At 71.0% G+C, this 21,279-nt stretch carries 21 protein-coding genes and 1 tRNA gene; 7 read left to right on the plus strand and 15 right to left on the minus strand.

Features of this window, described 5'->3' with window-relative positions; translation table 11 throughout:
- Nucleotides 1-11 precede the first annotated feature (11 nt).
- The 4 genes from ACOBQB_RS34185 to ACOBQB_RS34200 all read right to left on the minus strand — a co-directional run bounded on the left by ACOBQB_RS34185 (nucleotide 12) and on the right by ACOBQB_RS34200 (nucleotide 3,662).
- Nucleotides 12-1,556, minus strand: a complete 1,545-nt coding sequence (locus tag ACOBQB_RS34185) for an acyl-CoA carboxylase subunit beta (RefSeq protein ID WP_423597361.1) — start codon at nucleotides 1,554-1,556, stop codon at nucleotides 12-14.
- 67 nt (nucleotides 1,557-1,623) lie between these two features.
- Nucleotides 1,624-2,058, minus strand: coding sequence for a hypothetical protein (locus ACOBQB_RS34190; RefSeq protein ID WP_423597363.1), 435 nt, complete (start codon nucleotides 2,056-2,058; stop codon nucleotides 1,624-1,626).
- 227 nt (nucleotides 2,059-2,285) lie between these two features.
- Nucleotides 2,286-3,089: an AfsR/SARP family transcriptional regulator gene (locus ACOBQB_RS34195; RefSeq protein WP_423597365.1), complete on the minus strand. Its 804-nt coding sequence runs from the start codon at nucleotides 3,087-3,089 to the stop codon at nucleotides 2,286-2,288.
- Nucleotides 3,090-3,547: 458 nt separating this feature from the next.
- Nucleotides 3,548-3,662: transfer RNA gene (locus ACOBQB_RS34200), tRNA-OTHER, on the minus strand.
- 335 nt (nucleotides 3,663-3,997) lie between these two features.
- Between ACOBQB_RS34200 and ACOBQB_RS34205 the strand changes: the two genes are divergently transcribed.
- From ACOBQB_RS34205 to fabI, 6 genes are all read left to right on the plus strand, one after another.
- The gene (locus ACOBQB_RS34205; RefSeq protein ID WP_423597367.1) at nucleotides 3,998-4,990 is read left to right on the plus strand and encodes a DUF2156 domain-containing protein; all 993 of its coding nucleotides are present in this window, start codon (nucleotides 3,998-4,000) and stop codon (nucleotides 4,988-4,990) included.
- Between the two features lie 51 nt (nucleotides 4,991-5,041).
- A complete protein-coding gene (locus ACOBQB_RS34210) occupies nucleotides 5,042-5,206 on the plus strand; it encodes a hypothetical protein (RefSeq protein ID WP_423597369.1) in 165 nt (54 codons plus the stop codon).
- Between the two features lie 188 nt (nucleotides 5,207-5,394).
- Nucleotides 5,395-6,513, plus strand: coding sequence for a fatty acid desaturase family protein (locus tag ACOBQB_RS34215; RefSeq protein ID WP_423597371.1), 1,119 nt, complete (start codon nucleotides 5,395-5,397; stop codon nucleotides 6,511-6,513).
- Nucleotides 6,513-8,783 carry an MFS transporter gene (locus ACOBQB_RS34220; RefSeq protein WP_423597373.1) on the plus strand — a complete coding sequence of 757 codons (2,271 nt, stop codon included), beginning with the start codon at nucleotides 6,513-6,515 and terminating at the stop codon, nucleotides 8,781-8,783. The genes ACOBQB_RS34215 and ACOBQB_RS34220 overlap by 1 nt, the downstream gene beginning before the upstream one ends.
- Nucleotides 8,784-8,829: 46 nt before the next feature.
- Complete coding sequence (fdxA, locus tag ACOBQB_RS34225) at nucleotides 8,830-9,153, plus strand: ferredoxin (protein ID WP_423597375.1); 324 nt, start codon at nucleotides 8,830-8,832, stop codon at nucleotides 9,151-9,153.
- Nucleotides 9,150-9,914 carry an enoyl-ACP reductase FabI gene (gene fabI / locus ACOBQB_RS34230; RefSeq protein ID WP_423597377.1) on the plus strand — a complete coding sequence of 255 codons (765 nt, stop codon included), beginning with the start codon at nucleotides 9,150-9,152 and terminating at the stop codon, nucleotides 9,912-9,914. Before fdxA ends, fabI begins: the two co-directional genes overlap by 4 nt.
- Nucleotides 9,915-9,975: 61 nt before the next feature.
- Here fabI and serS read toward each other — a convergent pair whose 3' ends face one another.
- The 11 genes from serS to ACOBQB_RS34285 all read right to left on the minus strand — a co-directional run bounded on the left by serS (nucleotide 9,976) and on the right by ACOBQB_RS34285 (nucleotide 20,699).
- Nucleotides 9,976-11,253, minus strand: coding sequence for a serine--tRNA ligase (serS, locus tag ACOBQB_RS34235; RefSeq protein WP_423597379.1), 1,278 nt, complete (start codon nucleotides 11,251-11,253; stop codon nucleotides 9,976-9,978).
- A gap of 133 nt (nucleotides 11,254-11,386) precedes the next feature.
- On the minus strand, nucleotides 11,387-12,607 hold the full coding sequence (locus tag ACOBQB_RS34240; protein WP_423597381.1) for a beta-ketoacyl-[acyl-carrier-protein] synthase family protein: 1,221 nt from the start codon (nucleotides 12,605-12,607) through the stop codon (nucleotides 11,387-11,389).
- Nucleotides 12,607-12,840 carry an acyl carrier protein gene (locus ACOBQB_RS34245; protein WP_423597383.1) on the minus strand — a complete coding sequence of 78 codons (234 nt, stop codon included), beginning with the start codon at nucleotides 12,838-12,840 and terminating at the stop codon, nucleotides 12,607-12,609. Before ACOBQB_RS34245 ends, ACOBQB_RS34240 begins: the two co-directional genes overlap by 1 nt.
- A gap of 76 nt (nucleotides 12,841-12,916) precedes the next feature.
- On the minus strand, nucleotides 12,917-13,936 hold the full coding sequence (locus ACOBQB_RS34250; protein ID WP_423597385.1) for a beta-ketoacyl-ACP synthase III: 1,020 nt from the start codon (nucleotides 13,934-13,936) through the stop codon (nucleotides 12,917-12,919).
- Nucleotides 13,933-14,916, minus strand: a complete 984-nt coding sequence (locus tag ACOBQB_RS34255; RefSeq protein WP_423597387.1) for a VlmB-like protein — start codon at nucleotides 14,914-14,916, stop codon at nucleotides 13,933-13,935. The genes ACOBQB_RS34250 and ACOBQB_RS34255 overlap by 4 nt, the downstream gene beginning before the upstream one ends.
- Nucleotides 14,913-15,467 carry a flavin reductase family protein gene (locus ACOBQB_RS34260; protein WP_423597389.1) on the minus strand — a complete coding sequence of 185 codons (555 nt, stop codon included), beginning with the start codon at nucleotides 15,465-15,467 and terminating at the stop codon, nucleotides 14,913-14,915. The genes ACOBQB_RS34255 and ACOBQB_RS34260 overlap by 4 nt, the downstream gene beginning before the upstream one ends.
- Nucleotides 15,464-16,006 (minus strand): hypothetical protein, encoded by a 543-nt coding sequence (locus ACOBQB_RS34265; protein ID WP_423597391.1) that lies wholly within the window; start codon nucleotides 16,004-16,006, stop codon nucleotides 15,464-15,466. Before ACOBQB_RS34265 ends, ACOBQB_RS34260 begins: the two co-directional genes overlap by 4 nt.
- A 21-nt stretch (nucleotides 16,007-16,027) precedes the next feature.
- The gene (locus ACOBQB_RS34270; protein WP_423597393.1) at nucleotides 16,028-16,510 is read right to left on the minus strand and encodes a type II toxin-antitoxin system RatA family toxin; all 483 of its coding nucleotides are present in this window, start codon (nucleotides 16,508-16,510) and stop codon (nucleotides 16,028-16,030) included.
- Nucleotides 16,511-16,512: 2 nt separating this feature from the next.
- Nucleotides 16,513-17,841, minus strand: a complete 1,329-nt coding sequence (locus tag ACOBQB_RS34275; protein WP_423597395.1) for an aspartate aminotransferase family protein — start codon at nucleotides 17,839-17,841, stop codon at nucleotides 16,513-16,515.
- Between the two features lie 41 nt (nucleotides 17,842-17,882).
- Nucleotides 17,883-19,022 (minus strand): acyl-CoA dehydrogenase family protein, encoded by a 1,140-nt coding sequence (locus tag ACOBQB_RS34280; RefSeq protein ID WP_423597397.1) that lies wholly within the window; start codon nucleotides 19,020-19,022, stop codon nucleotides 17,883-17,885.
- A 36-nt stretch (nucleotides 19,023-19,058) separates the two neighbouring features.
- Nucleotides 19,059-20,699, minus strand: coding sequence for an aldehyde dehydrogenase family protein (locus ACOBQB_RS34285; RefSeq protein WP_223776543.1), 1,641 nt, complete (start codon nucleotides 20,697-20,699; stop codon nucleotides 19,059-19,061).
- 238 nt (nucleotides 20,700-20,937) lie between these two features.
- On the opposite strand from ACOBQB_RS34285, the gene ACOBQB_RS34290 reads away from it, so the two are divergent.
- A complete protein-coding gene (locus ACOBQB_RS34290) occupies nucleotides 20,938-21,273 on the plus strand; it encodes an acyl carrier protein (protein WP_423597400.1) in 336 nt (111 codons plus the stop codon).
- Nucleotides 21,274-21,279: the final 6 nt, after the last annotated feature.

A 21,279-nucleotide genomic window follows, 5' to 3' on the forward strand; every position in this document is an offset into this window, starting at 1 on the left:
TGTGTGGGGCCTTACTGCGGAGGGTTGCCGTGCTTGCGGGCCGGGCGGTCTGCGTGTTTGTTGGCGAGCATCGCGAGGGAGTCGATCAGGACCTGGCGGGTTTGGGCGGGGTCGATGACGTCGTCCACCAGGCCGCGTTCGGCGGCGTAGTAGGGGTGCATCAGCTCCGTCTTGTACTCCTTGACCATGCGGGCGCGCGTGGCCTCGGGGTCCTCGGCGGCGGTGATCTGGCGGCGGAAGATCACGTTGGCGGCGCCCTCGGCGCCCATCACCGCGATCTCGTTCGTCGGCCACGCGTAGGTGAGGTCGGCGCCGATGGACTGGGAGTCCATGACGATGTACGCGCCGCCGTACGCCTTGCGCAGGATCAGGGAGATGCGGGGAACCGTCGCGTTGCAGTAGGCGTAGAGCAGTTTCGCGCCGTGGCGGATGATGCCGCCGTGTTCCTGGTCGACTCCCGGGAGGAAGCCCGGGACGTCCAGGAGGGTGACGATGGGGATGTTGAAGGCGTCGCACATCTGGACGAAGCGGGCCGCCTTCTCGGAGGCCTCGATGTCCAGGACGCCCGCCAGCGCCTGCGGCTGGTTGGCGACGATGCCCACCACCTTGCCGTCCAGACGGGCCAGCGCGCAGATGATGTTGCGGGCCCAGCGCTCGTGGACCTCCAAGTAGTCGCCGTCGTCGACCAGTTCCTCCATCACCTGGTGCATGTCGTACGGGCGGTTGCCGTCCACCGGGACCAGGTCCAGGAGCGGCTCGCACGTGCGGGTCGGCGGGTCGTCGGCCGCCGCCGCCGGGGGGTTCTCCCGGTTGTTGGACGGCAGCATCGACAGCAGGTAGCGCACTTCCTCCAGGCAGGTCTCCTCGTCGTCGTACGCGAAGTGCGCGACGCCCGACGTCCCGGCGTGCACGTCCGCGCCGCCGAGGCCGTTCTGGGTGATCTCCTCGCCCGTCACCGCGCGGACCACGTCGGGCCCGGTGATGAACATCTGCGACGTGTCACGGACCATGAACACGAAGTCGGTGAGGGCGGGGCTGTATGCCGCGCCGCCCGCGCACGGGCCGAGCATCACGCTGATCTGCGGGATCACGCCGGAGGCCTTGGTGTTCCGCTGGAAGATGCCGCCGTAGCCCGCGAGCGCGCTGACGCCCTCCTGGATACGGGCGCCCGCGCCGTCGTTCAGCGAGACCAGCGGGGCACCGGCCGCGATGGCCATGTCCATGATCTTGTGGATCTTCGTGGCGTGCGCCTCGCCGAGGGCGCCGCCGAAGATGCGGAAGTCGTGCGCGTAGACGAAGACCGTGCGGCCCTCGACCGTGCCCCAGCCGGTGATGACACCGTCGGTGTACGGCCGCTTCGCCTCCAGGCCGAAACCGGTCGCCCGGTGCCGGCGCAAGGGTTCGACTTCGCGGAACGAGCCCTCGTCCAGAAGCAGTTCGATCCGCTCCCGCACGGTGAGCTTGCCCTTGGCCTTCTGGGCGGCGGTGGCCGGTTCGCCGGGTCCTGCGTGCACCCGCTCCTTGATGGCCGCCAGCTCCGCGACGTGCAGTCTCATCTCTCCCCTTACCGGTCGCCGTCACCGGGGACGTGGACGTGGACGTGGACGTGGACGCTGCGTGTGGTCAGTTGGTGAGCTTGCGCAGGCCGTTGATCTGGAGGACGGCGAACGCGCCCACGACGAGGGCCTGCATCGGGATCCACACCGTGCCGATCGTGTTCGGGTCGAACCAGCCGAACAGCGCGGTGGCGATGCTGGCGACCGCCCACAGCAGATTGGCCTCAATGACGATCTTGGTGGCGGCCGTGGACGGCACCTGCTGGGCGGCGAGGAAGCCGACGAGCACGCCGTAGACGGTGAGGAAGACGCCGATGCCGCGCAGCAGACCGGCGTCCATGTCGAGCAGGTCGCCGACGGGGCCCGCGGCGATCAGGTAGATCAGGCCGTTGCCGGCCGTCACTGCGGCGTCGAGGCCGAGGAAGAGACGCAGCGGGCGCGCGGCGGCGGACGAGCTCGTGGCCGCGGTTCCAAGCGTTGCGGAGGTCTGGCTCGTGGTCATGGAATCTCCTGGTGGATACGGTGGTCGGGGTTCATGCGCGCCGCGCGGGGCGCGTACGAGGGAGCCGCGCGGAGGGCGGGCGCCCGCTGTTTCCGTACCGATGGTGGCAACCGGCGCTGACCGGCCGCTGACGCCTTGCCGGCCGTGCCATGCCGTGCCGTGCCTCGCTGTGCCGTGCCGTGCCGCGCCTTTGTCACGCCCTGCCTGCGGGATACCGGCGTCGACGCTCAGGCGGGCTGGAGCAGCGTGGTGCGGGCGACGGTGCCGGTGCCGGTCAGGGCCGGGTCGTGCGCGAGGATCGCGTGCTCGATGTGGCGCAGCGCGGGGGACGGGTCGATGCCGAGCTCGTCCGAGAGGTGCCGGCGCATGTTGCGGTAGACGTTGAGGGCGTCGGCCTGGCGGCCGGAGCGGTAGAGGGCGACCATCAGCTGCTCGCAGAAGCGTTCCCTCAGCGGGTGGTTGCTGTGCGCCTCGTGGAGTTCGGCGAGCATCGCGGCGTGGTGGCCGAGGCGCAGCTCGGCCTCGAAGCGCAGCTCCATGGCGCGCATACGGTATTCCTCGTAACGGGCGCAGGCGAGCTGGCAGATGGTGCCGCCGGGAAAGTCGCCGAATACGGGGCCACGCCACATGGCGAGCGCCTGGCCGAGTAAGGGGGCCGTGGCGGCGGCGTCCGCGGGGCCCGCGGCCTCGGCCTGGCGGACGGCCTTGGTGAACTCCGCGGCGTCGAATTCGCCCTCGTGAATGGTGAGGCGGTATCCGGAAGGGTGGATCGTCACCCGGGAAACCGTGAGGTCGGGCTCCAGGCTCTTCAGTTTTCGACGGAGCCGGCTGATGTGCGCCTGCAGGGCATTGGCCTGCTTGTCGGGGACGGAATCGCCCCACATTTCCTCGACCAGGCTCTCTCCCGAGATCGGGCGGCCCTCGCTGACGAGCAAGGTCTGGATGAGGTTGCGCTGGAGATCTCCCGAGATCTCCGCGAACCCTGACGCGGTGCGGATCTGCAGTGCTCCGAGAATCGAAAAGCTCAGCATGCCGTTTCCCCCTTGGCTTTCGTTGCTGCAACGTCGGGGCGGTTCACCTTCCGGGTCGCCAGGGCCATCGGTGCTGCGGTGTGGGGGACCGCGGGTGGAGGTCGGCGTGGCGATCTCTGGCGTCCCCGACCAGGGGGAGGCAGCGGGCACACCCTCTGGCTCCCTTCCAGCGAAGACCCTCTCACGGTATCATTCCTTTGGGAAGGTATTTTTTTGAAGCAGCCTGGCCGGGCGGGCGGATATGGGGCTGACCTGCTGGTTATGTCAGGAAAAGAGGGACGCGCCCGCCGGACGCAGACCCGCCCCGGCGCGCCGAGCCGCTCTCGCGGGGCGCCGGGGCGGTCGCTTCACCGGAGCGGGGGAGGCCCGGCGAAGTGGATGTGGAAGTCGTAGCTCCGCTGGCGGTGGTAGTCGTAGTTCCGCTGGCGGTGGAAGTCGTGGTTCCGTCGTGGTTCCACTGGCGGAGAGGGCAGGATTCGAACCTGCGTGGGCCGCGAGCGACCCGACCTTGAGCTGAAGCCCGAGATGGACTGGAGCTCGAGATCCCCGATAAACCACTCCGGGCACCTCTCCTGGTGGTGCGGGCACGGTGTTCTGTGCCGGCGGAGAGGGCAGGATTCGAACCTGCGTGGGCCGCGAGCGACCCGACCTTGAGCTGAAGTCCGAGATGGACTGGAGCCCGAGATCCCCGATAAACCACTCCGGGCACCTCTCCGTGTTCCCGGCCCGGTTTTCCGTTTCCCGTGCCGTTCACGAGAACAACATTGCCAGGCCCTTCTGACGGATCGCTGACGCCTCTCTGACATGCCTTTCGGTACCTGCCGTGTGAGCTTTCCGCCCTTCCCATCAAAGGGGCGGCGGTGCTCTACTCTCAACGACCGCAACGGCTTCCGAAAGGAATACGGATCATGACCGTGACCGTAGTGGAAAACCCGATTCTCAAGGCTGTGAGCAGCTATACGCGGGCCGAGAACCCCAGCGCGTTCCTCGCGCTCAACAGCGGCAACAGTTCCTTCACGCTGCCGGGGACGGACGGCGTCGTCGTCTACCGCAGGACCGGCCGGTTCGCCGTCCAGTTCGGCGGGCCCTTCGCCGCGCCCGAGGCGTACGACACTCTTCTCGACGCCTTCCGCGATCACGTGCGGGAGCAGGGGCTCACGCACGTCGGCGTCCAGCTCCAGCGCGACGACGCCGAGCGGTACGCGCGCCGCGGGTTCACCGTCAACCAGATCGGCGCCTCCTGGGCCGTGAGCCTCGCGGAGTTCACCCTGCGCGGCACCCGTTTCATGCAGCTGCGCAACAAGATCTCCCGCGCCTACCGCAACGGCCTCCAGATCCAGGAGGTCGGGGCCGACGCCTGGCGGGACGCGCTGGAGACCATCGACGGCGCCTGGCTGTCCAGCAAGGGCGCCGCCCGCCCCCTGGAGTTCCTGGTCGGCGAGATCGGCGGCGAGGCCCAGGAGCACCGGCGGCTGTTCGTCGGCACGATCAACGACGCCCCGGTGGCGTACATCTCGTACTCCCCGGTCTTTGGTACCCGCGCCGGCTGGATGCACGACCTGAGCCGACGCGTCCCGGACGGGTCGCCGGGCCTGATGGAGGCCATCAACGCGCACGCCATCGAGGTGTTCCGCGGCGAGGGCGTCCCGTGGCTGCACTTCGGCTTCACGCCCTTCACCGGCCTGGACGCGGCACACGAACTGGACGGCCACAGCCCGGCGTTCCAGTGGCTCATGCACGCCCTGTGGGCGGAGGGCGCCGCGCTCTACCCGGCGCAGACGCAGCTCTCGTACAAGCACAAGTGGGCGCCCGACGCGACCATCCCGGAGTACGTCGCCTTCGACGGGCCCGCGTCGCTCGCGTCGTTCGCGCACATCTTCCGGGCGTGCAACGCCTTCTGAGGCCCAGTCAGACCCCCGTAGACCGCATACGACCCACAGGAGTGAACGACGATGAGTGGCAACGCGGAGACCATCGACACGCTCAAACACGCCATGGTGGAACAGCTCATGGGCGTCATCGCCGCCCCCGACGACGAGGACGTCGCCCGCGCCGCGGACACCGTGGTGCGCGACCTGGACGCCCTGCTGCGGGCCGCGCCCGCCCCCGCGGCCTGACCGGGCGCGGAGCGGCGCCGAGCAGCGCGGAGCGGCGCCGAGCAGCACCGATCAGCCCAGCATCAGCGCCACATCAGCGCCTCACGGAACGCTGCACACACGTTCGCCCGGCGTCCGTCCGGTGGGATACCCGACGCCGGGCGGGCGCCGCCGCCCGGTTCGGGCACTTCTTCCGAGGAGAGCTTCGTATGCAGCGTCCGCACGTCCAAGAGACCGGTGTCGCCGTCGCCCCGCAGCGCACCGAGGTCCCGCAGCACACCGCCGCCCCGCAGCGCACCGGGGCATCCGCAACGTTCTCCGAGCTCCTCAAACGCGTCAAGGCGGAGGGGCTGCTCGACCTCGACCCGCGGTACTACATAGGGCGCCTCACCCGGAACACCACGCTGCTGGTGGCCGGGCTCACCGCGTTCTTCCTGCTGGGCGACTCGTGGTGGCAGCTCGCCGTGGCGGTGTGGATGGGCCTCTGCGGCGGCCAGTCCTCCTTCATGTGGCACGACGCCGGCCACAAGGCCATGTTCCGCGACAAGCGGGCCGCGTCCGCCGTCGGCTACTTCCACGCCAACTTCGTCAACGGGGTCAGCTTCGGCTGGTGGGTCAACCACCACAACCGCCACCACAGCAACCCCAACCACCTCGACATGGACCCGGACATCGGCCGGCGCACCGCGATCTTCGACATCAAGCAGTACGCGACCCGCACCACCCGGCAGCGCTTCATCGTGCGCTACCAGAGCGTGCTCTTCTTCGTGCTGCTCGTCCTTGAGTCCTTCAAGATGCACAAGACGGCCGTGAAGTCGATCGCGCAGGGCCTCACCAAGCGTCCCGTCCTGGAGTCCACGCTGCTCCTCGCCCGCGCCGCGATCTATCTGACCTGCGTCTTCACCGTCCTGTCGCCGGTCCTCGCGGTCGCTTTCATCCTCGTGCAGCAGGCCACCCTCGGCGTCTACTTCGGCATGATCTTCGCCCCGAACCACAAGGGCATGGACGTCCGTGACGGCGACGAGGAGACCCTGGACTGGCTGGAGCGGCAGGTCCTCACCTCCCGCAACATCCGCCCGTCCTGGTTCATCGACTTCCTGTACGGCGGCCTCAACTACCAGGTCGAACACCACCTGTTTCCGGCCATGCCGCAGAAGAACCTGGGCCGCGCCCGGGAGTTGACCCGCGAGTACTGCGCCGAGCGCGGAGTGCCCTACCACGAGGTCGGCTTCTGGGCGTCCTACCGTGAGGTGGCTTCCTACCTGCACGAGGTCAGCGCACCGGTGCGCCGGGGCGAGGTCGACGCGCACATCGAACGGGCCGCCTGATGGTCGACACGGTCACCAGACCGGCCGTCCGGAGCGCGGTCGCGGGCGCGGGTGCGGGCGTGGGCGTGGGCGTGGGCGTGGGTACGGGTACGGGTACGGGTACGGGTGCGAGTTCATCGGGTGCCTCGATCGGCGCCCGGCTCGACCGGATGCCGATCACCCCGACCCACCGCAGCGTCACCGCGGTCATCGGCGTCGGGCTGCTCTTCGATACGTTCGAGAACAACCTCTCCGGCACCATCGCCAAGGTCCTCCAGGACGACTTCGCGTTCGGTGCCACCGAGCTGAAGCTCGTCCTCGCCTCCGCCTTCATCGGCCAGTTCATCGGCTCGCTCGTGCTCGGCAAGATCGCCGACCGGTACGGGCGGCGCCGGGCGTTCCTCATCAACCTCGCGATCTACTCCGGCTTCTCGCTGCTCGGGGCCTTCTCGCCGAACGCGGCCTGGCTGATCGTGACCCGGTTCCTCGCCGGCGTCGGCATCGGCGCCGAACAGTCGCTCTCCGACTGCTACTTGTCCGACGTGCTGCCCGCCAGGAAACGCGGCAGGTTCATCGCCTGGGCCTACACCCTGGCCTTCTGCGGCGTGCCCGCCGTGGGCTTCGCCGCGCTGTGGCTCGTCCCGCTGTCCCCGCTCGGCATCGACGGCTGGCGCTGGCTCTTCGTCATCGGCGCGCTCGGCTCGGCCGTGGTGTGGGTGCTGCGCAGGCGGCTGATCGAGTCGCCGCGCTGGCTGGCCGCGGTCGGCCGCGAGGACGAGGCGGACGCGTTGGTCTCGCGGATGGAGGCCGAGGTTCCGGGCGGGGTTCCGGCGACCTCGGTGCCCTCGGCGACGCCGGTGCCCCCGGTGCCCCCGGTGCCCTCGGCGACCCCAGCTGCCATGGTGATCCCGGTTGCTTCGGTTGCTTCGGTTGCTTCGGTTGCTCCGGTTATCCGGGATGCCCCGGCTGTCCCGGTGTCCCCGGTAGCCGCGTCGGACGTCGTGGTCTCCGCGCCGCCGGTCACCTCGTCGGCCACCGCGGCCCCGGTGGCTCCCGAGGCACACGCCGGACCCGCCGCCGTGAGGGAGGCCCCCGCCGCACCCGCCGCCGCGAAGGAGGCCGCCGTCGGCCTGTCCGCCGTAGCGAAGGGGGCCGCTGCGGATTTCGCCGCCAAGGGGGAGATCGCTGCGGATTCCGCCGCCGCGAACGGGGCCCCCGCCGTACCCGCCGCCGCGAAGGAGGCCGCCGCCCGCCTTTCCGTCGCCGCGAAGGAGGCCCCCGCCGCCGCGGAGGGGGCTCTCGCCGTACCCGCCGCCGCGAAGGAGGCCGCCGCCCGCCTTTCCGTCACCGCGAAGGAGGCCCCCGCCGACCTCTCCGTCGTCGCGGAACCCGCTACCGCGAGGGCGTCCGTCGCCGCGGAACCCGCTACCGCGAGGGCGTCCGCCGCCGCGGAGGGGGCTCTCGCCGTACCCGCCGCCGCGAAGGAGGCCGCCGCCCGCCTTTCCGTCGCCGCGAAGGAGGCCCCCGCCGACCTCTCCGTCGCCGCGGAATCCGCTACCGCGAGGTCGTCCGTCGTCGCGGAACCCGCTACCGCGAGGTCGTCCGTCGCCGCGGAACCCGTCACCGCGAGGGCGTCCGTCGTCGCGGAGAAGACAGGTGCCGCGCAGGACACCGTCCCCGCCACCCGCCTGCGCGACATCTTCCAGCCCCACCTGCGCCGCCGTACCGTCATGCTCTGGATCTTCTGTTCGCTGTCGACGGTCGGCTACTACGGCTTCGGCACGCTGGCGCCGCAGATCCTGGCCGCCAAGGGGTACGGGATCGTCGCCGGGATCGGCTTCACCGCGGTGTGTTTCCTCGGTTACCCCGTCGGCTCCGCGCTCACCGTGCCGATCATCGACCGCTTCGAGCGCAAGAAGCTCGTGGCCGCCTCGGCCGCCTCGATGGTCGTCGCCGGGCTCGGCTTCTCCTTCGCGGGCTCACCGGCGCTCATCATGGTGTTCGGCTTCGTCTACACCGTGTGCAGCAACATCTTCTCCAACGTCTCGCACGTCTACCTCGCCGAGCAGTACCCGACCGCCATCCGCGCGGCCGCGTCCGGCGCCGCCTACTCGCTGTCCAAACTCAGCGCCGCGGCCCTGCCGTTCGTCCTGCTCCCGGTCCTCCAGTCGTACGGTCCCGGCGCGCTGTTCGGCGTCATCGCCGCCGTGATGGCCGCGCTCGCCACGACGGTCCTCTCCCTGGGGGAGCGCACCACCGGCGCCTCGGTCGACCGCGCGCCCGCCGGCTGACCCCACTGTCCCCGACCCGTTCCGCCGACCCGATGAGGAACCCCTCATGGCCTATGTCATCGCTCAGCCCTGCGCCGACGTGAAGGACATGTCCTGCGTCGACGAATGCCCTGTGGACTGCATCTACGAAGGCGGCCGCGCCCTCTACATCCACCCCGAGGAATGCGTGGACTGCGGTGCCTGTGAGCCCGTCTGTCCCGTGGAGGCCATCTACTTCGAGGACGACGTGCCCGCCGGGTGGGGCGACCACCGCGGCTCCAACGCCGCCTTCTTCGCCGGGATCGGCTCGCCCGGCGGCGCCGCCGCGCTCGGCGCGCAGCCGCACGACTCCGCCCTGGTCGCGTCGCTGCCGCAGGCGGTGGCGTCATGAGCGGGCTGCTGGCGGGCAAGCGCGTCCTGGTGACGGGCGTCCTCACCGAGGCGTCCATCGCCTTCCACGCGGCGCGCGTCGCCCAACTGGAGGGCGCCGAGGTCGTGTTGACCGGCTTCGGGCGGCTGTCCCTGATCGAGCGCACCGCCGCCCTGCTGCCGAAGCCCGCCCCGGTCGTCGAGCTGGACGTCACCGACCAGGAGCACCTGGACGGGCTCGCCGACCGCGTGCGTGAGCATGCGGATGGCCTCGACGGTGTCGTGCACTCCATCGCCTACGGCCCGCCCGGCGCCTTCCACTTCCTCGACGGCACCTGGGAGGACGTGTCGACCGCCGTGCACGTCTCCGCGTACTCCCTGAAGTCCCTGACCACCGCCTGCCTGCCGCTCATGGAACCGCGCGGCGGCTCCGTGGTCGGCCTCACCTTCGACGCGACCGTGGCCTGGCCCAAGTACGACTGGATGGGCGTCGCGAAGGCGGCCCTGGAGTCCACCGGCCGCTACCTCGCCCGTGATCTCGGGCCCCGCGGCGTCCGCTGCAACCTCGTCGCCGCCGGTCCGCTGCGCTCCATGGCCGCCAAATCCATCCCCGGCTTCTCCGAGCTCGCCGACGACTGGCACACCCACGCCCCGGCCGGCTGGGACCTCACCGACCCGGAGCCCGCGGCCCGCGGCATCGTCGCGCTGCTCTCGGACCTCTTCCCCCGCACGACGGGCGAGATCGTCCACGTGGACGGCGGGGCGCACATGATGGGCGTGTGACCCGCGAACGCATGACGGAGGGGGAGTTCAGGTGATCACCTGAACTCCCCCCAGCCGTTGTTCACTCGGTCGTGCCGTCCGGCATGATGCGGCGGAATCCCGTGTACGGGACGAGCGCCTCGGGCAGCTCCACCGAACCGTCCGGCCTGGCCCCCTGCTCCAGGAGCGCGGCCACCGTCCGCCCGACCGGCAGCGCCGAGCCGTTGAGGGTCGCCGCGGGCTCCTTGCGGCCGTCCGCGGCGCGGTGGCGGATGCCGGCGCGGCGGGCCTGGAAGGTGCCGCAGTCGGAGACCGAGGAGATCTCCCGGTAGGAGCCGCTGCCCGGCAGCCACACCTCGATGTCGTACGTCATCCGGGCCGAGAAGCCGAGGTCACCCGCGGGCAGCAGCACGACCCGGTAGGAGAGTTCCAGGCGCCGCAGGCACTCCTCGGCGTGCCCCAGCATCAGCTCCAGCTGCTCCTGGGCGTCCTCGGGGGCGCAGACGCGGACCAGCTCCACCTTCTCGAACTGGTGCAGCCGTAGGATGCCCCGCGTGTCCCTGCCGTACGCCCCCGCCTCGGCGCGGAAGCACGGGGTGCGCGCCGTGAACGCGTACGGCATGTCGCGGGCGTCCAGCGTCGCCTGTGCGAGCAGGTTGGTGAGCGGGACCTCGGCGGTGGGGATCAGGAACAGCTCCCGGTCGCCGACCCGCGTGGCGAACAGGTCCTCCTCGAACTTGGGGAGCTGGCCGGTGCCCGTCATGGTGTCGCGGTTGACGAGGAACGGCACCGAGTGCTCGGTGTAGCCGTGCTCGGCGGTGTGCAGGTCGAGGAAGAAGTCGGCGAGCGCCCGCTCCAGGCGCGCCCCGGGGCCGCGGCTCACGGTGAAGCGGGCGCCGGAGAGCCGGGCCGCCGCCTTGCCGTCGAAGAGGCCGAGCCGCTCCCCGATGTCGGCGTGGTGCCGGTCGTCGGCCGCCGCGCACGGGGGCGGACCGCCGCGGCGCACCTCCACCGCCTCCTTCTCGGAGTCGCCGTCCGGCACGGTGTCGAGGGGGATGTTGGGGATGGCGAGGACCAGGTCCGCGAGGCGCCTGCCCGCCTCCTTGGCGGCGGCCTCGGCCCGCTGGACCTCGGCGCGCAGCGCGCGGGCCGCCTCCTTCTCCTCCTCGGAGGGCGGCCCGGCCCCGCGCTCGCGGGCGGCGCGGTTCATCTCGGTGCGCAGCCGCGTCACCTCGGCCTGGGCGTCGGCCCGGCCGCGGTGGGCCGCGTCGAGCGCGGCGACGTCGAGGTCGTGGCGGCGGCGGGCCAGGCGCCGCACCGCCTCGGGCCCGGACGCGATCAGTTCGCGCGGATCGTGCATGGCTTCTCCTGGGTCTGCGGTGCGGGACGGGGGAGATGCGCCGAGCCGCCCCCCTGGCGGAGGGGCGGCTGCGGCTCCTGCCGGGGCAGGGCGGGGGGTGGGGGCGGGGATGGGAGCGGGTCCGCTCCGGTGCTCACGCGGGGGCGAGGGCCAGGACGGTGTTCTGGCCGCCGAACCCGCAGGAATTGCTGAGCGCCAGGTCGATGGGCATGGAGGTCGCCGAGTACGCCAGCTTGATGTCGACCTCCGCGTCCGGCATGACGAGGTTGGCGACGGGCGGCACCAGTTCGTGCTCGATGCTCAGCAGCGTGAACGCCGCCTCCACCGCGCCCGCCGCGCCCAGCAGATGCCCCGTCACACCCTTGGTGGAGGTGACCAGCGGGTCCCCCTGGAGGGTCCGTTTGATCATCCGCGCCTCGGCGACGTCGTTGAGCGGCGTCGAGGTGCCATGGGCGTTCACATGCTGTACGTCGTCCGGATCGGCGCCGGCGTCGGCGAGGGCCGCGCGGACCGCCGCCTCCACCCCGGCGCCGTCCGGATGCGGCGACGTCATGTGATGGGCGTCCGCGGTGGCGCCGTAGCCGATGATCCGGCCGTGCTGGTGCGCCCCGCGGGCCCGGGCGTCCTCGACGCGTTCCATGACGAGGATGCCGGCGCCCTCGCCCGCGACGAAGCCGTCCCGCTCCGCGTCGAAGGGACGCGAGGCGCGCGTCGGGTCGTCCTCGCGCTTGGACAGGGCGCCCATCTGCGCGAACCCGGCCATCACCAGCGGCGTGATCATGGCTTCGCTGCCGCCCGCGAGGACGACGTCGCAGCGGCCGAGGGCGAGCAGGTCCCGGGCCGTGCCGATGGCCGTCGCCCCGGAGGCGCAGGCGGTGGCCACCACCAGGTTGGGGCCCGTCGCCCCGAACTCGATGGCCGTCTGACCGGCCAGCATGTTCGGCAGCTGCATGGGCAGCAGCAGCGGCGAGACCCGGTCGGCGCCCTTCTCCCGCAGGGCGTGGTGTTGTTCCTCGACGGTGCCGGGGCCGCCGTCCGCGCAGCCGAGCACCACCCCGACCCGGGCGCCGTCCCAGGTCAGCGGGTCGAGCCCGGCGTCCGCGATGGCCTCGCGCGCCGCGACCAGCGCGAACTGCACGAATCTGTCCAGGCGCAGGGCCCGGCGGGCGGACAACAGCGCTTCGGGGTCGAAGCCGGGCACGCGGCAGGAGATCCGTACCGGGTTGTCCGCCAGTACGGGGTCGAACGCCGCGCCCGACCGGCCCTCGCAGACCGCCGCCCAGCTCGGCCCGACCCCGATACCGCCGGGGGTGACGAGACCGAGCCCGGTGACGGCGATATCGATGCCGGCCATCAGACCTTCGCGCTCCTCGTCTCCATGAGTTCCACCATGTCGGCCACGGTCTCGGCCTCCAGGAGGTCGTCGTCGCTGACGTCTATGTCCAGTTCGGACTTGAGCAGCAGCGACAGCTCGACCACGGCCAGCGAGTCCAGCTCGATGTCGTCCTTGGTGGCTTCGGGGGTGATGGCCTCGGGCGACACCTTGAGCTTGTTGGACAGGATTTCCTTGAGCTGCTCCAGCATCATGACGATCCCTTTCGGAAGGCGTACGCGCTGTGCGGCGTACGGGTCTTGAGGAGGTACCGCCGGGCGCCGGTGGGCGTCAGACGGACTGCGTTTCGGGCCAGACAAGCGTCGTGGCCCCCCAGGAGAGCCCGCCGCCGAACGCGGTGAGCAGCACCCGGTGCCCGGCCGTGAGCCGGCCGTCGGCCGCGGCCTGGGACAGGAGCAGCGGGAGCGAGGCGGCCCCGGTGTTGCCGACCTGCTCGATGTTGCTGAGCTGCCGCTCGGCGGGGATGCCGAGGCGTTCCGCGACCGAGTCGAGGATGCGGGCGTTGGCCTGGTGGGCGGCGAACCGGTCCACGTCGTCCAGGCGCCAGCCGGACCGCTCCGCCGCCTCCCGCGAGGTGGCGGTCATCCGCTCCACCGCGTGCCGGTAGGTGTCGCGGCCGAGCATCCGGAAGTACTGGTCGCCCGGTTCGGGCGGAGTCCGCGACGAGCGCTGCCGGGAGCCGCCGGCAGGCACCTCGATGAGATGGCTCAGCTCGCCGTCGCTGCCGAGCACCAGCGGCCCCACCGCGCCCGGTTCACCGGCGTTCCCGGCCCGCAGGACCACGGCCCCCGCGCCGTCCGCGAAGATCACCGCGGTGGTGCGGTCCTCCGGGTTGACGATGGTGGTGAACGCGTCGGCCGCCACAAGCAGCACCCGCTCCGCCATCCCCGAGGCGATGAGCCCCGAGGCGCTGGCGAGCCCGTACAGGAACCCGGAGCAGACGGCGGCGACGTCGAACGCCGCGACGTGGCCGAGGCCGAGCCGGGCGGCCACCGTCGGCGCGGTCGCCGGGCACGGCTGGTCGGGGGTGGTGGTGGCCAGGACGACGGCGTCGACCTGCTCGGTGCTGGCCGACTTCAGCGCGCGCTGGCCGGCCTCCACCGCCAGGTCGGAGGTGGCCGTGCCCGGTGAGACCATGTAGCGCTCGGCGATCCCGGTGCGGGAGCGGATCCACGCGTCGGAGGTGTCCAGACGCTGCGAAAGCTCGTCGTTGGTCACCTTGTTCGGCGGCACGTACGAACCGATGCCGCAGACCACCGCCGACCGGCCCGGCGGCGGGGCGCCGCTCATGCGGCCTGCTCCGTGCTGCTGAGGACCTCCACGGGCAGCCCCATGTAGGCCATGCGGGACTCGGCCATCTCGTCGGTCCACTGCTCGGCCATGTCGTAGCGCTGCTCGGGGGTGGTGTCGAGCATGCGTACGCCCGGCCAGATCTCGTAGTCGCCGATCTTGTCCGCGTGGTCGGCCATGCCCTTCTGGAAGAGCTCCTCGCGGTGGATGACGAACTCCCGGTCGGGGATCTCGTCCCACAGCTTCACCCCGGCCCGCAGGATCTCCATCAGGCGCGGGCGGTACTCGGGGTGGGCCACGACGTGGTCGCGCAGGATGGTGCTGGCCACCGTCAGATGACGGATCTCGTCGATGGCGGTGCCGCGCGAGATCTCCCCGGTGGCCGGGGACAGCGGTGTCCACTTGCGCTCGCTCAGCTCGGCGGCCGGGGCGAGGACGCCCTCGATGACGATGGCGAAGACGGCGACGCCGCCGGCGAAGTCGGCCTGGTCGCGGACGATGTCGAGGGTGAAGTCGACGACCGGGTCCAGGACCCGCTCGCGGTAGTCCGCGGCCATCTCGTCGATGTCCTTGAGGAGCGTGTCCGCGGGGTGGCCCAGCTCCACCAGGTGGTTGCGGAAGACGCGGGCGTGCCGGGCCTCGTCGATGAGCTGGGTGGCGTAGAACTCCATCTCGGGCACGCCGGGCGCGAGCGAGACGTAGTGGCCGAGGAGGCGCGTGGCGATCTCCTCGGACAGGCCGCGGAAGCCGAACTCCAGGACCAGCGCGTCGCGCAGCGGCCCGGGTGCCTTCAGGAAGTCGGGGACGGTCGCGTTCGCGTGGTGTCCGGTCTCGCCGCGGTCGCGCAGGGTGCCCTGGGCGACGGAGGTGAACCAGTACGCGAGGTCGCAGTCGTCGGGGCCGAGGGTGAGTTCCTTCGCGCCGTCGAGCAGGCCGGGCGCCTTGTCCCAGTCGGCCTCGGGGGCCACAGAACCGGTCATGATGCCGAAGTCTCCTTCGTGGTGCGGGCGGGATGCAGGGCGCCGGCGACCAGGCCGCCCGCGTAACTGAACAGCGGCGGGCCGCTCACGGCGGTGGCGCGCACGACGTGGCCGAGCAGCACCTCGCCGTCGCCCGCGCGGTGCGAGGAGTGGAGGCGGCAGGTGTAGTGGGCGAGCGCCCCGGCGAGGCGCGGGGCGCCCGCGTAGGAGTCCGCCGTCCAGGACATGCCGTCGAACTGCGCGCTGCCGTCGGGCCGTGTGCTGTCCGCGAACCAGCGGGCCAGGTCGCCCTGGGTGCCGTCCAGTACGTTGACGACGAAGCGGCCCTCGGCCACCGCGAGCCGCGCGAACGACGAGCCGGGCCGCAGCGCCACCCCGATCAGCAGCGGCTCGCGCGAGACCAGGGTGACCGTGCTCGCGGTGGTGCCGTGCGCCTGCCCGGCGTGGTCGACGGTCAGCACCGACACCGGGGACGCCAGGTGGTACAGCGCCCTGCGGCGCTCCGCCGGGTCCTGGCGCACCGGGCGGCGCAGTGGGGTGAGCGTGCTCATCGCAGCGCCTCCTCACGGGGGCGGGCCGCCGGCTTCGGCAGCGTGACGATGTGACCGACCGGCACCGGGTCCTGGGCGTGGCCGACCGGCTTGGGGTGGGCGAGCCCGAGGTCGTCCAGGAGCCGCAGGTAGCCGCTCTGGCGCACCGGTTCGAAGGGCAGCGCGAACGACTTCATGAAGTTGCCGAAAAGGCCCCGGTCGCCGAAGAGATGGAAGGGCAGCACGAGCAGCGCCCACTCGGGACCGATCAGCCAGCACCACAGCGCGGCCACCGCGGCCTGCGTGATGAGGCTGTGCATCACGTTGTAGAGGACGTAGTACACCTTGGAGATCGGCTTGCCGCCGCTGCGCTTGAAGGCGATGGCGCCGGGGATGTAGCCGATCAGGTCGATGTAGAGGAAGAGCGCGACCGCCGGGATCCAGCGGATCTCGCCGATGTGCGCGATGAGCAGCCCGGTGGTGACCGCGAAGCCCACCAGGTACTCGGCGCGGTGCAGGGAGAACGTCTTCGGTGTCTCGAAGGGATTGGCCTGGTCCATGGTCAGCTCCTGGCAGAGGTCTCAGGCGCCGACGGCGGCGGGCTCGGAGAGCTCGATGCCGCCCGCTATGCGCGTGCCGGGGAAGAGTCCGGTCAGCGACCAGGCGACGGTCTCCTTGATGACCCGCTCGGCGATCGGGTCGAGGATGCCCTCCAGGCTCGGGATGCCGAAGTCGAAGTCGGCGTCGAAGCGCACGGCGACATCGTCACCGGCCTGCGTCAGCGCCCACACCCCGGTGAAGGAGTCGAAGTCGCCGTCGGACTGCTCGAAGCGGATCTCGCCCTCCTCCGGCAGGAAGACGTCGTCCTCGGTCCAGCGCAGCAGGCCGCTGCGGAAGTGCAGCTCCCAGCTGGAACTGCACCGCGTGTCCGGCAGGGTGGCGTGCACCGTCGTGGAGTTCACGTGCGGTGCCAGGTCGGGGTACTTCTCCCAGCGCATCACGGCGTCGAAGACCGTCGAGACCTGCTCCGCGGGGACCACTGCTTCCAGTTCTACGTGCCGCACGATCAGTTACCGCCTTCCGGCATGGTGGCCGCACCGCTGACGAGGTCGCGGGTGGCCAGGTCGAAGGAGTTGAGGAGGAACTCCACATCGGTGTCGCTCAGGACGGCGGGCGGCGTGAACCGCACCACCGAGCTGCCGTTCATGGAGTGGTTGGCGACCACGCCGTGGTTGAAGAGCTCGATCAGCAGCTCGCCGGCGAGGCCCGCCTCGACGAGCTCCACGCCGATGAGCAGGCCCTGCCCGCGCACGTCGACGACGAGTTCGGGGATGTTGCGGTACGCGATCTCGGCGATCCGCGGCAGCAGCGCGGCGCCCAGGTCGGTGGCCCGGGTGACCAGGCGGTCCTCCTTCATGGCCCGCACCGCGCCCTGCACCGCGGCCATCAGGACGGGCTGTCCCGAGAAGGTGGCGGTGTGGATGTAGGGGTCCTTGTCGAAGGGCCGGAACGCCTTGCGGGTGGCGATGGCGGCGGAGACCGGGAGCACGCCGCCGCCGAGCGCCTTGCCGGCGAGCAGGACGTCGGGGCGTACGTCCTCGAAGTCGGCGCCCCACCACTCGCCGAGGCGGCCGAAGCCGGACTGGATCTCGTCCAGGATCAGGAAGCCGTCGTGCTCGCGGACCAGTTCCTCGACGCGCTTGAGATAGCCCTTGGGCGGGATGATGACGCCGCCCTCGCCCTGGACGGGCTCCAGGATGACGCAGACCTCGCCGGGATGGGCGGCGAGCTCCGCCTCCAGGGCGTCGGCGTCACCGAACGGCAGGTGGTGGAAGTCGGGGAGCAGCGGCCGGAACGGCTTCTGGTAGACCTCCTTCGCGGTGGCGGAGAGGGCACCGAGGGTCTTGCCGTGGTAGCCGCCCCGCATGGAGACGGTCCGCTTGAAGCCGCCGGCGCGGGCCAGCTTCAGGCCGGTCTCCACGGCCTCGGCGCCCGAGAGGCCGAAGTGCACGCGGTCCAGGCCCTGCGGCATGACGGAGACCAGGGCCTCGGCGGCGCGGGCCACCGTCGGTTCGAGGAGGATGCGGGTGGCGGTGGGGTGCGTACGGAGCTGGCGCTCCACCTCCTCCATCACGATGGGGTGGCGGGCGCCCATGATGAACACGCCGTAGCCGCCCGCGTTGAGGAAGCGCTCCCCGTCGCTGGTGGTCAGCCAGGCGCCTTCGGAGGCCACCTCCATGTGGCTGCCGAACAGCTCGGCGAGGGTGGCCCGGCCCTTGCTCAGGTGGGCGCGGTACAGGCCGAGTACCTCCGCCTCGGTGTCGGCCGCGGAGGCCGCGGGGGCCGCGGGGGCCGCGCCTGCCGCGGAAGCCGGGTTTTCCTGGATTACGGTCACGGATCTCTCACTCCAAAGAAGCGGTGCGGGCGGGGCGGCGGTCAGGCGAGGACGAGCGGGCCCCCGTCGAAGTAGCGCAGGAGCGGCTCGGCGGCGGCGCCCCGGCCCGGCGGGTGGAAGGCGAGCGCGGTGGACGCGGCCGCCGCCTGGGCGTGGGCGGAGGAGCGGATGAAGTCCAGGCCGCCGAGGAGCTCCAGGGAGCGGGCGGTGACACGGGGCAGCGCGTTCTGCACGGCGTAGCGGGCGACGAGCACCCGGGCCACCGACGCCTCGTCGCCCGGCTCGGGGCCGATCGCGCGGGCCACGCCTTCGAGCAGCGCGAGGGCGGCCTCCAGTTCGACCGCGAGAACGGCCCGCTCCTGGACGCTGCCGCGCTCCCGCTCCTGGACCTGCTCGACCAGGGCCGCGGCGCCGCCCAGGTACCCGGCGGTGATGAGCATCTCGAACCAGACGAACCCGGCGGTCTGGAGGTCGTCCAGGCGGCGCGGGTCGTCCGCTCCGGCGCGGACGACCATGTCCTTGGGGACGAAGACGTCCTCCAGGCGCACCTCGTCGCTCTCGGCGCCGGCCAGTAGTTCGTTGCCCCAGAAGGGGTGGACGGACAGGCCCGGCGCGTCGGCGGGCACCAGGGCGAGCGCCAGTTCGGGGTCGCCCTCCAGGCCGTGGATGGCGATGCTCGCGGTCAGCATGCTCATCGACGCGGAGAGGCTGCACGGCTTCTTGGAGCCGGAGAGGAGGTAGCCGCCCTCGACCGGGCGGGCGGTCACCGAGGGGGTGAGGATGTTCTGCTCGGTGCGGCCCTCGGCCCAGCCGGAGGCCATCACCAGCTGGTCCGGGACGACGCGGCGCAGCAGGTCGCTCTGCGCGTCGGTGAGCCGGCCCTTGGCGACGGCCAGCGAGTAGAGCATGGCGACGGTGAAGTGGTGCATGGACACGGCCGCGACGAGGGACGGCGAGAGGGAGCCGAGGGCCAGCTGGGTGTGGAGCGCGTCCAGCGGGTCGGCGCCGTGGCCGCCGTACTCCTCGGGTATCAGCAAGCCGACCCCGCCGTGGATGCGGAAGAGGTCGATGATCGAGCTGCCGGGTTTCTCCCGCTCGGCATAGGGGATCTGCTCCAGTTCCTTGAGCAGGCCGGGGTGGTAGCGCTCGCAGACGGCCCGAGCGGCATCGAGGGAACGCACGTCACAACCTCCGTGGGTCAGGTGGGATGGGTGCCGTCAGTCGTCGAAGGCGCCGAAGACCGCGTCGTAGGGGCTGACGTCGCGCGCGATACTGACGCCCTGCACGTGGGAGGTCTTGAGCATCGGGTAGTTGGCCTCGCCGAAGGCGCCGCCGGTGCGGCCGGTGCCGCCGTGGCTCGGCAGGTACGGCAGGAACCCGATGTGGGAGTCGTTGACCTTCAGCAGGCCGCCGTTGACGACGCGGCGCACGAAGGTGTCGATGACGTGGTCGGAGCGGGACCAGAGGGAGTTGCGCAGCCCGTACTCGTTGGAGTTGACGAACCTCAGGAAGTCCTCCAGGAGGGCGTCGTCGTTGTCGGCCTCCGGCACGATGACGGGGATCAGCGGGAAGAACGTCTCCTCGCGCACGACGTCGTAGGTGCGGGCCCGGTCGAGACCGTCGACGCGGACGACGGTGGGCTGGAGGAAGACACCGGTCTCCGAGGGCGTGCCGTCGAGCTCGGTGCGGTTTCCACCGGTCACCAGTTCGGCGCCGTTGTCCAGGGCCTGGCGCAGCAGCCGGAAGAAGCGCTCGCTGCGGCGCACCGGGGAGAGCAGGACGTCCTCCTCCTCGGGGAAGCCCGGCTTGATGGCCTTGACCTGCTCCTTGACCTCGGCGATGAGCTGGTCGGCGACCGCCGGGTGCACCAGGACGTAGTTGGGCACCATGCAGATCTGGCCGGAGCCGAAGAACGACTCGGTGATCGCCTCGGCCGCCCACTTCACGTCGGCGTCCTTCCACACCACGATGCCGTCGTTGCCGGCCAGTTCGAGGATCGGCTTCTTGCCGTTGGCGACGCAGGCCTGCTCGAAGCGCAGACCCTCCTGGCTGCCGCCGATGTAGAAGATGTCGTTGATCAGCGGGTCGGCGACCCAGCGGTCCAGGGTCTGCTTGGGGTTGGAGCACACCGCGTTCAGGACACCGGGAGGCGCGTCGAACTCCTCAAGGAGCGGGGCCACGATGTCCCGCAGGAGCCACATGGTGGACAGCGCGATGCTGCGCGGCGCCCGCACCACGACGGCGTTGCCGGCCATCAGGGCGAGGACGGAGAGCGCGGCGCTGGGCAGCGGGGCGTTCTGCGGCGGGTTGAAGGCCACCACGCCGTCCGGCTGGCGCTGGAGGATCAGCTTGCGGCCGCCGTACTCCTTCTCGACGCGCATCTGCTTCGTGTACCAGCGCAGGGAGCCGGGGGCGTAGATCTGGAGCAGGCAGCTCAGCTCCCAGCGGGCCAGCTTCACCGGGTGCGACTCGGCGACCAGCATCTCCAGGAACTCGTCCTGGTGCTTGATGAGTTCCTCGCGGAAGCGGGTGCCGAGGCGCATCCGCCGCTCCTGAGGGACGGCCGCCCAGTCCGGGGCCGCCGCCGCGGCCGCCTGCGTGGCCAGGTCGATGGCGGAGTCGTCGGCGATCGCGCAACGCCCCACCACATAAGGGTGGTTCGCCGCGTCGGATTCGGGGTCCTGCTCCAGCGTGCGCTTGAGGCTCACGCTCGTGAAGACGTCCTCCAGCAGGGAGCGCCCGCTGACGGTGTAGACCCACCCGTCACCCGCGACGTCCTTGCCCGCGATGTAGAGGTCATAGCTCTTGAGTCCGGAACGTGCCGGAGCACTTTCCTCTTGTATGGCGCCGCGCAGCATTATCAGCCTTTCGGGGTGGGTGTTCTCCGAGTGGATTCCGATCTGGCGAACTCTTGTTTCGAAGCATCTCGATCGTGGCAGCAGGATCTGACCTGCCGCTGACGCCGTACTGATTGCCGGTTCCGCACTGTTTGAGCCAACCCTGTGGCGAGTACACCGAAGAAAGACTGAGTGGCACGTGCATGGGGTACGCGCGCGACGTCAGTGAGGCGTCAGCCGTCATTGATTCCATGGCTCCATGTCTCCCGTACACATGACACTTCAGCAATTCCGGGAACTGCCCCGGCCGGAACTCGCGGAAGAAATGGAGCGGCTCCTCGTCACCCAGTTCAGGGCGAGCCTGCTCATGGACGAGACCGAGGAACTGCCGCTGGACATCAGCTACTTCGACCTCGGCCTCACCTCGCTGAAGCTGACGCGGATGAGGCAGACCCTCGAAGGCATCCTGGAACTCTCCATCAACGCCAACGTGCTCTTCAACGAGCCGACGGTCGGCCGGCTCCTCGACTATCTCGTCGACGCGGTGACCGATCCCGCCCGTGCCGCGACCGGCGCGATACCCGGCAGCAACTGATCCAGC

Origin of the sequence: Streptomyces sp. G5(2025) (assembly GCF_049542075.1) — a bacterium.
Taxonomy (GTDB): domain Bacteria; phylum Actinomycetota; class Actinomycetes; order Streptomycetales; family Streptomycetaceae; genus Streptomyces.

Excerpts from the sequence above, each read along its gene's own strand:
- ACOBQB_RS34210 (WP_423597369.1), top strand. The coding sequence starts at position 5,042 with ATGAGTGGCAACGCGGAGACCATCGACACGCTCAAACACGCCATGGTG.
- serS (WP_423597379.1), bottom strand. The coding sequence starts at position 11,253 with ATGCACGATCCGCGCGAACTGATCGCGTCCGGGCCCGAGGCGGTGCGG.
- ACOBQB_RS34240 (WP_423597381.1), bottom strand. The coding sequence starts at position 12,607 with ATGGCCGGCATCGATATCGCCGTCACCGGGCTCGGTCTCGTCACCCCC.
- ACOBQB_RS34265 (WP_423597391.1), bottom strand. The coding sequence starts at position 16,006 with ATGGACCAGGCCAATCCCTTCGAGACACCGAAGACGTTCTCCCTGCAC.
- fabI (WP_423597377.1), top strand. The coding sequence starts at position 9,150 with ATGAGCGGGCTGCTGGCGGGCAAGCGCGTCCTGGTGACGGGCGTCCTC.
- ACOBQB_RS34290 (WP_423597400.1), top strand. The coding sequence starts at position 20,938 with ATGTCTCCCGTACACATGACACTTCAGCAATTCCGGGAACTGCCCCGG.
- ACOBQB_RS34185 (WP_423597361.1), bottom strand. The coding sequence starts at position 1,556 with ATGAGACTGCACGTCGCGGAGCTGGCGGCCATCAAGGAGCGGGTGCAC.
- ACOBQB_RS34260 (WP_423597389.1), bottom strand. The coding sequence starts at position 15,467 with ATGAGCACGCTCACCCCACTGCGCCGCCCGGTGCGCCAGGACCCGGCG.
- ACOBQB_RS34250 (WP_423597385.1), bottom strand. The coding sequence starts at position 13,936 with ATGAGCGGCGCCCCGCCGCCGGGCCGGTCGGCGGTGGTCTGCGGCATC.
- ACOBQB_RS34205 (WP_423597367.1), top strand. The coding sequence starts at position 3,998 with ATGACCGTGACCGTAGTGGAAAACCCGATTCTCAAGGCTGTGAGCAGC.
- fdxA (WP_423597375.1), top strand. The coding sequence starts at position 8,830 with ATGGCCTATGTCATCGCTCAGCCCTGCGCCGACGTGAAGGACATGTCC.
- ACOBQB_RS34215 (WP_423597371.1), top strand. The coding sequence starts at position 5,395 with ATGCAGCGTCCGCACGTCCAAGAGACCGGTGTCGCCGTCGCCCCGCAG.
- ACOBQB_RS34220 (WP_423597373.1), top strand. The coding sequence starts at position 6,513 with ATGGTCGACACGGTCACCAGACCGGCCGTCCGGAGCGCGGTCGCGGGC.
- ACOBQB_RS34245 (WP_423597383.1), bottom strand. The coding sequence starts at position 12,840 with ATGATGCTGGAGCAGCTCAAGGAAATCCTGTCCAACAAGCTCAAGGTG.
- ACOBQB_RS34255 (WP_423597387.1), bottom strand. The coding sequence starts at position 14,916 with ATGACCGGTTCTGTGGCCCCCGAGGCCGACTGGGACAAGGCGCCCGGC.
- ACOBQB_RS34285 (WP_223776543.1), bottom strand. The coding sequence starts at position 20,699 with ATGCTGCGCGGCGCCATACAAGAGGAAAGTGCTCCGGCACGTTCCGGA.
- ACOBQB_RS34190 (WP_423597363.1), bottom strand. The coding sequence starts at position 2,058 with ATGACCACGAGCCAGACCTCCGCAACGCTTGGAACCGCGGCCACGAGC.
- ACOBQB_RS34195 (WP_423597365.1), bottom strand. The coding sequence starts at position 3,089 with ATGCTGAGCTTTTCGATTCTCGGAGCACTGCAGATCCGCACCGCGTCA.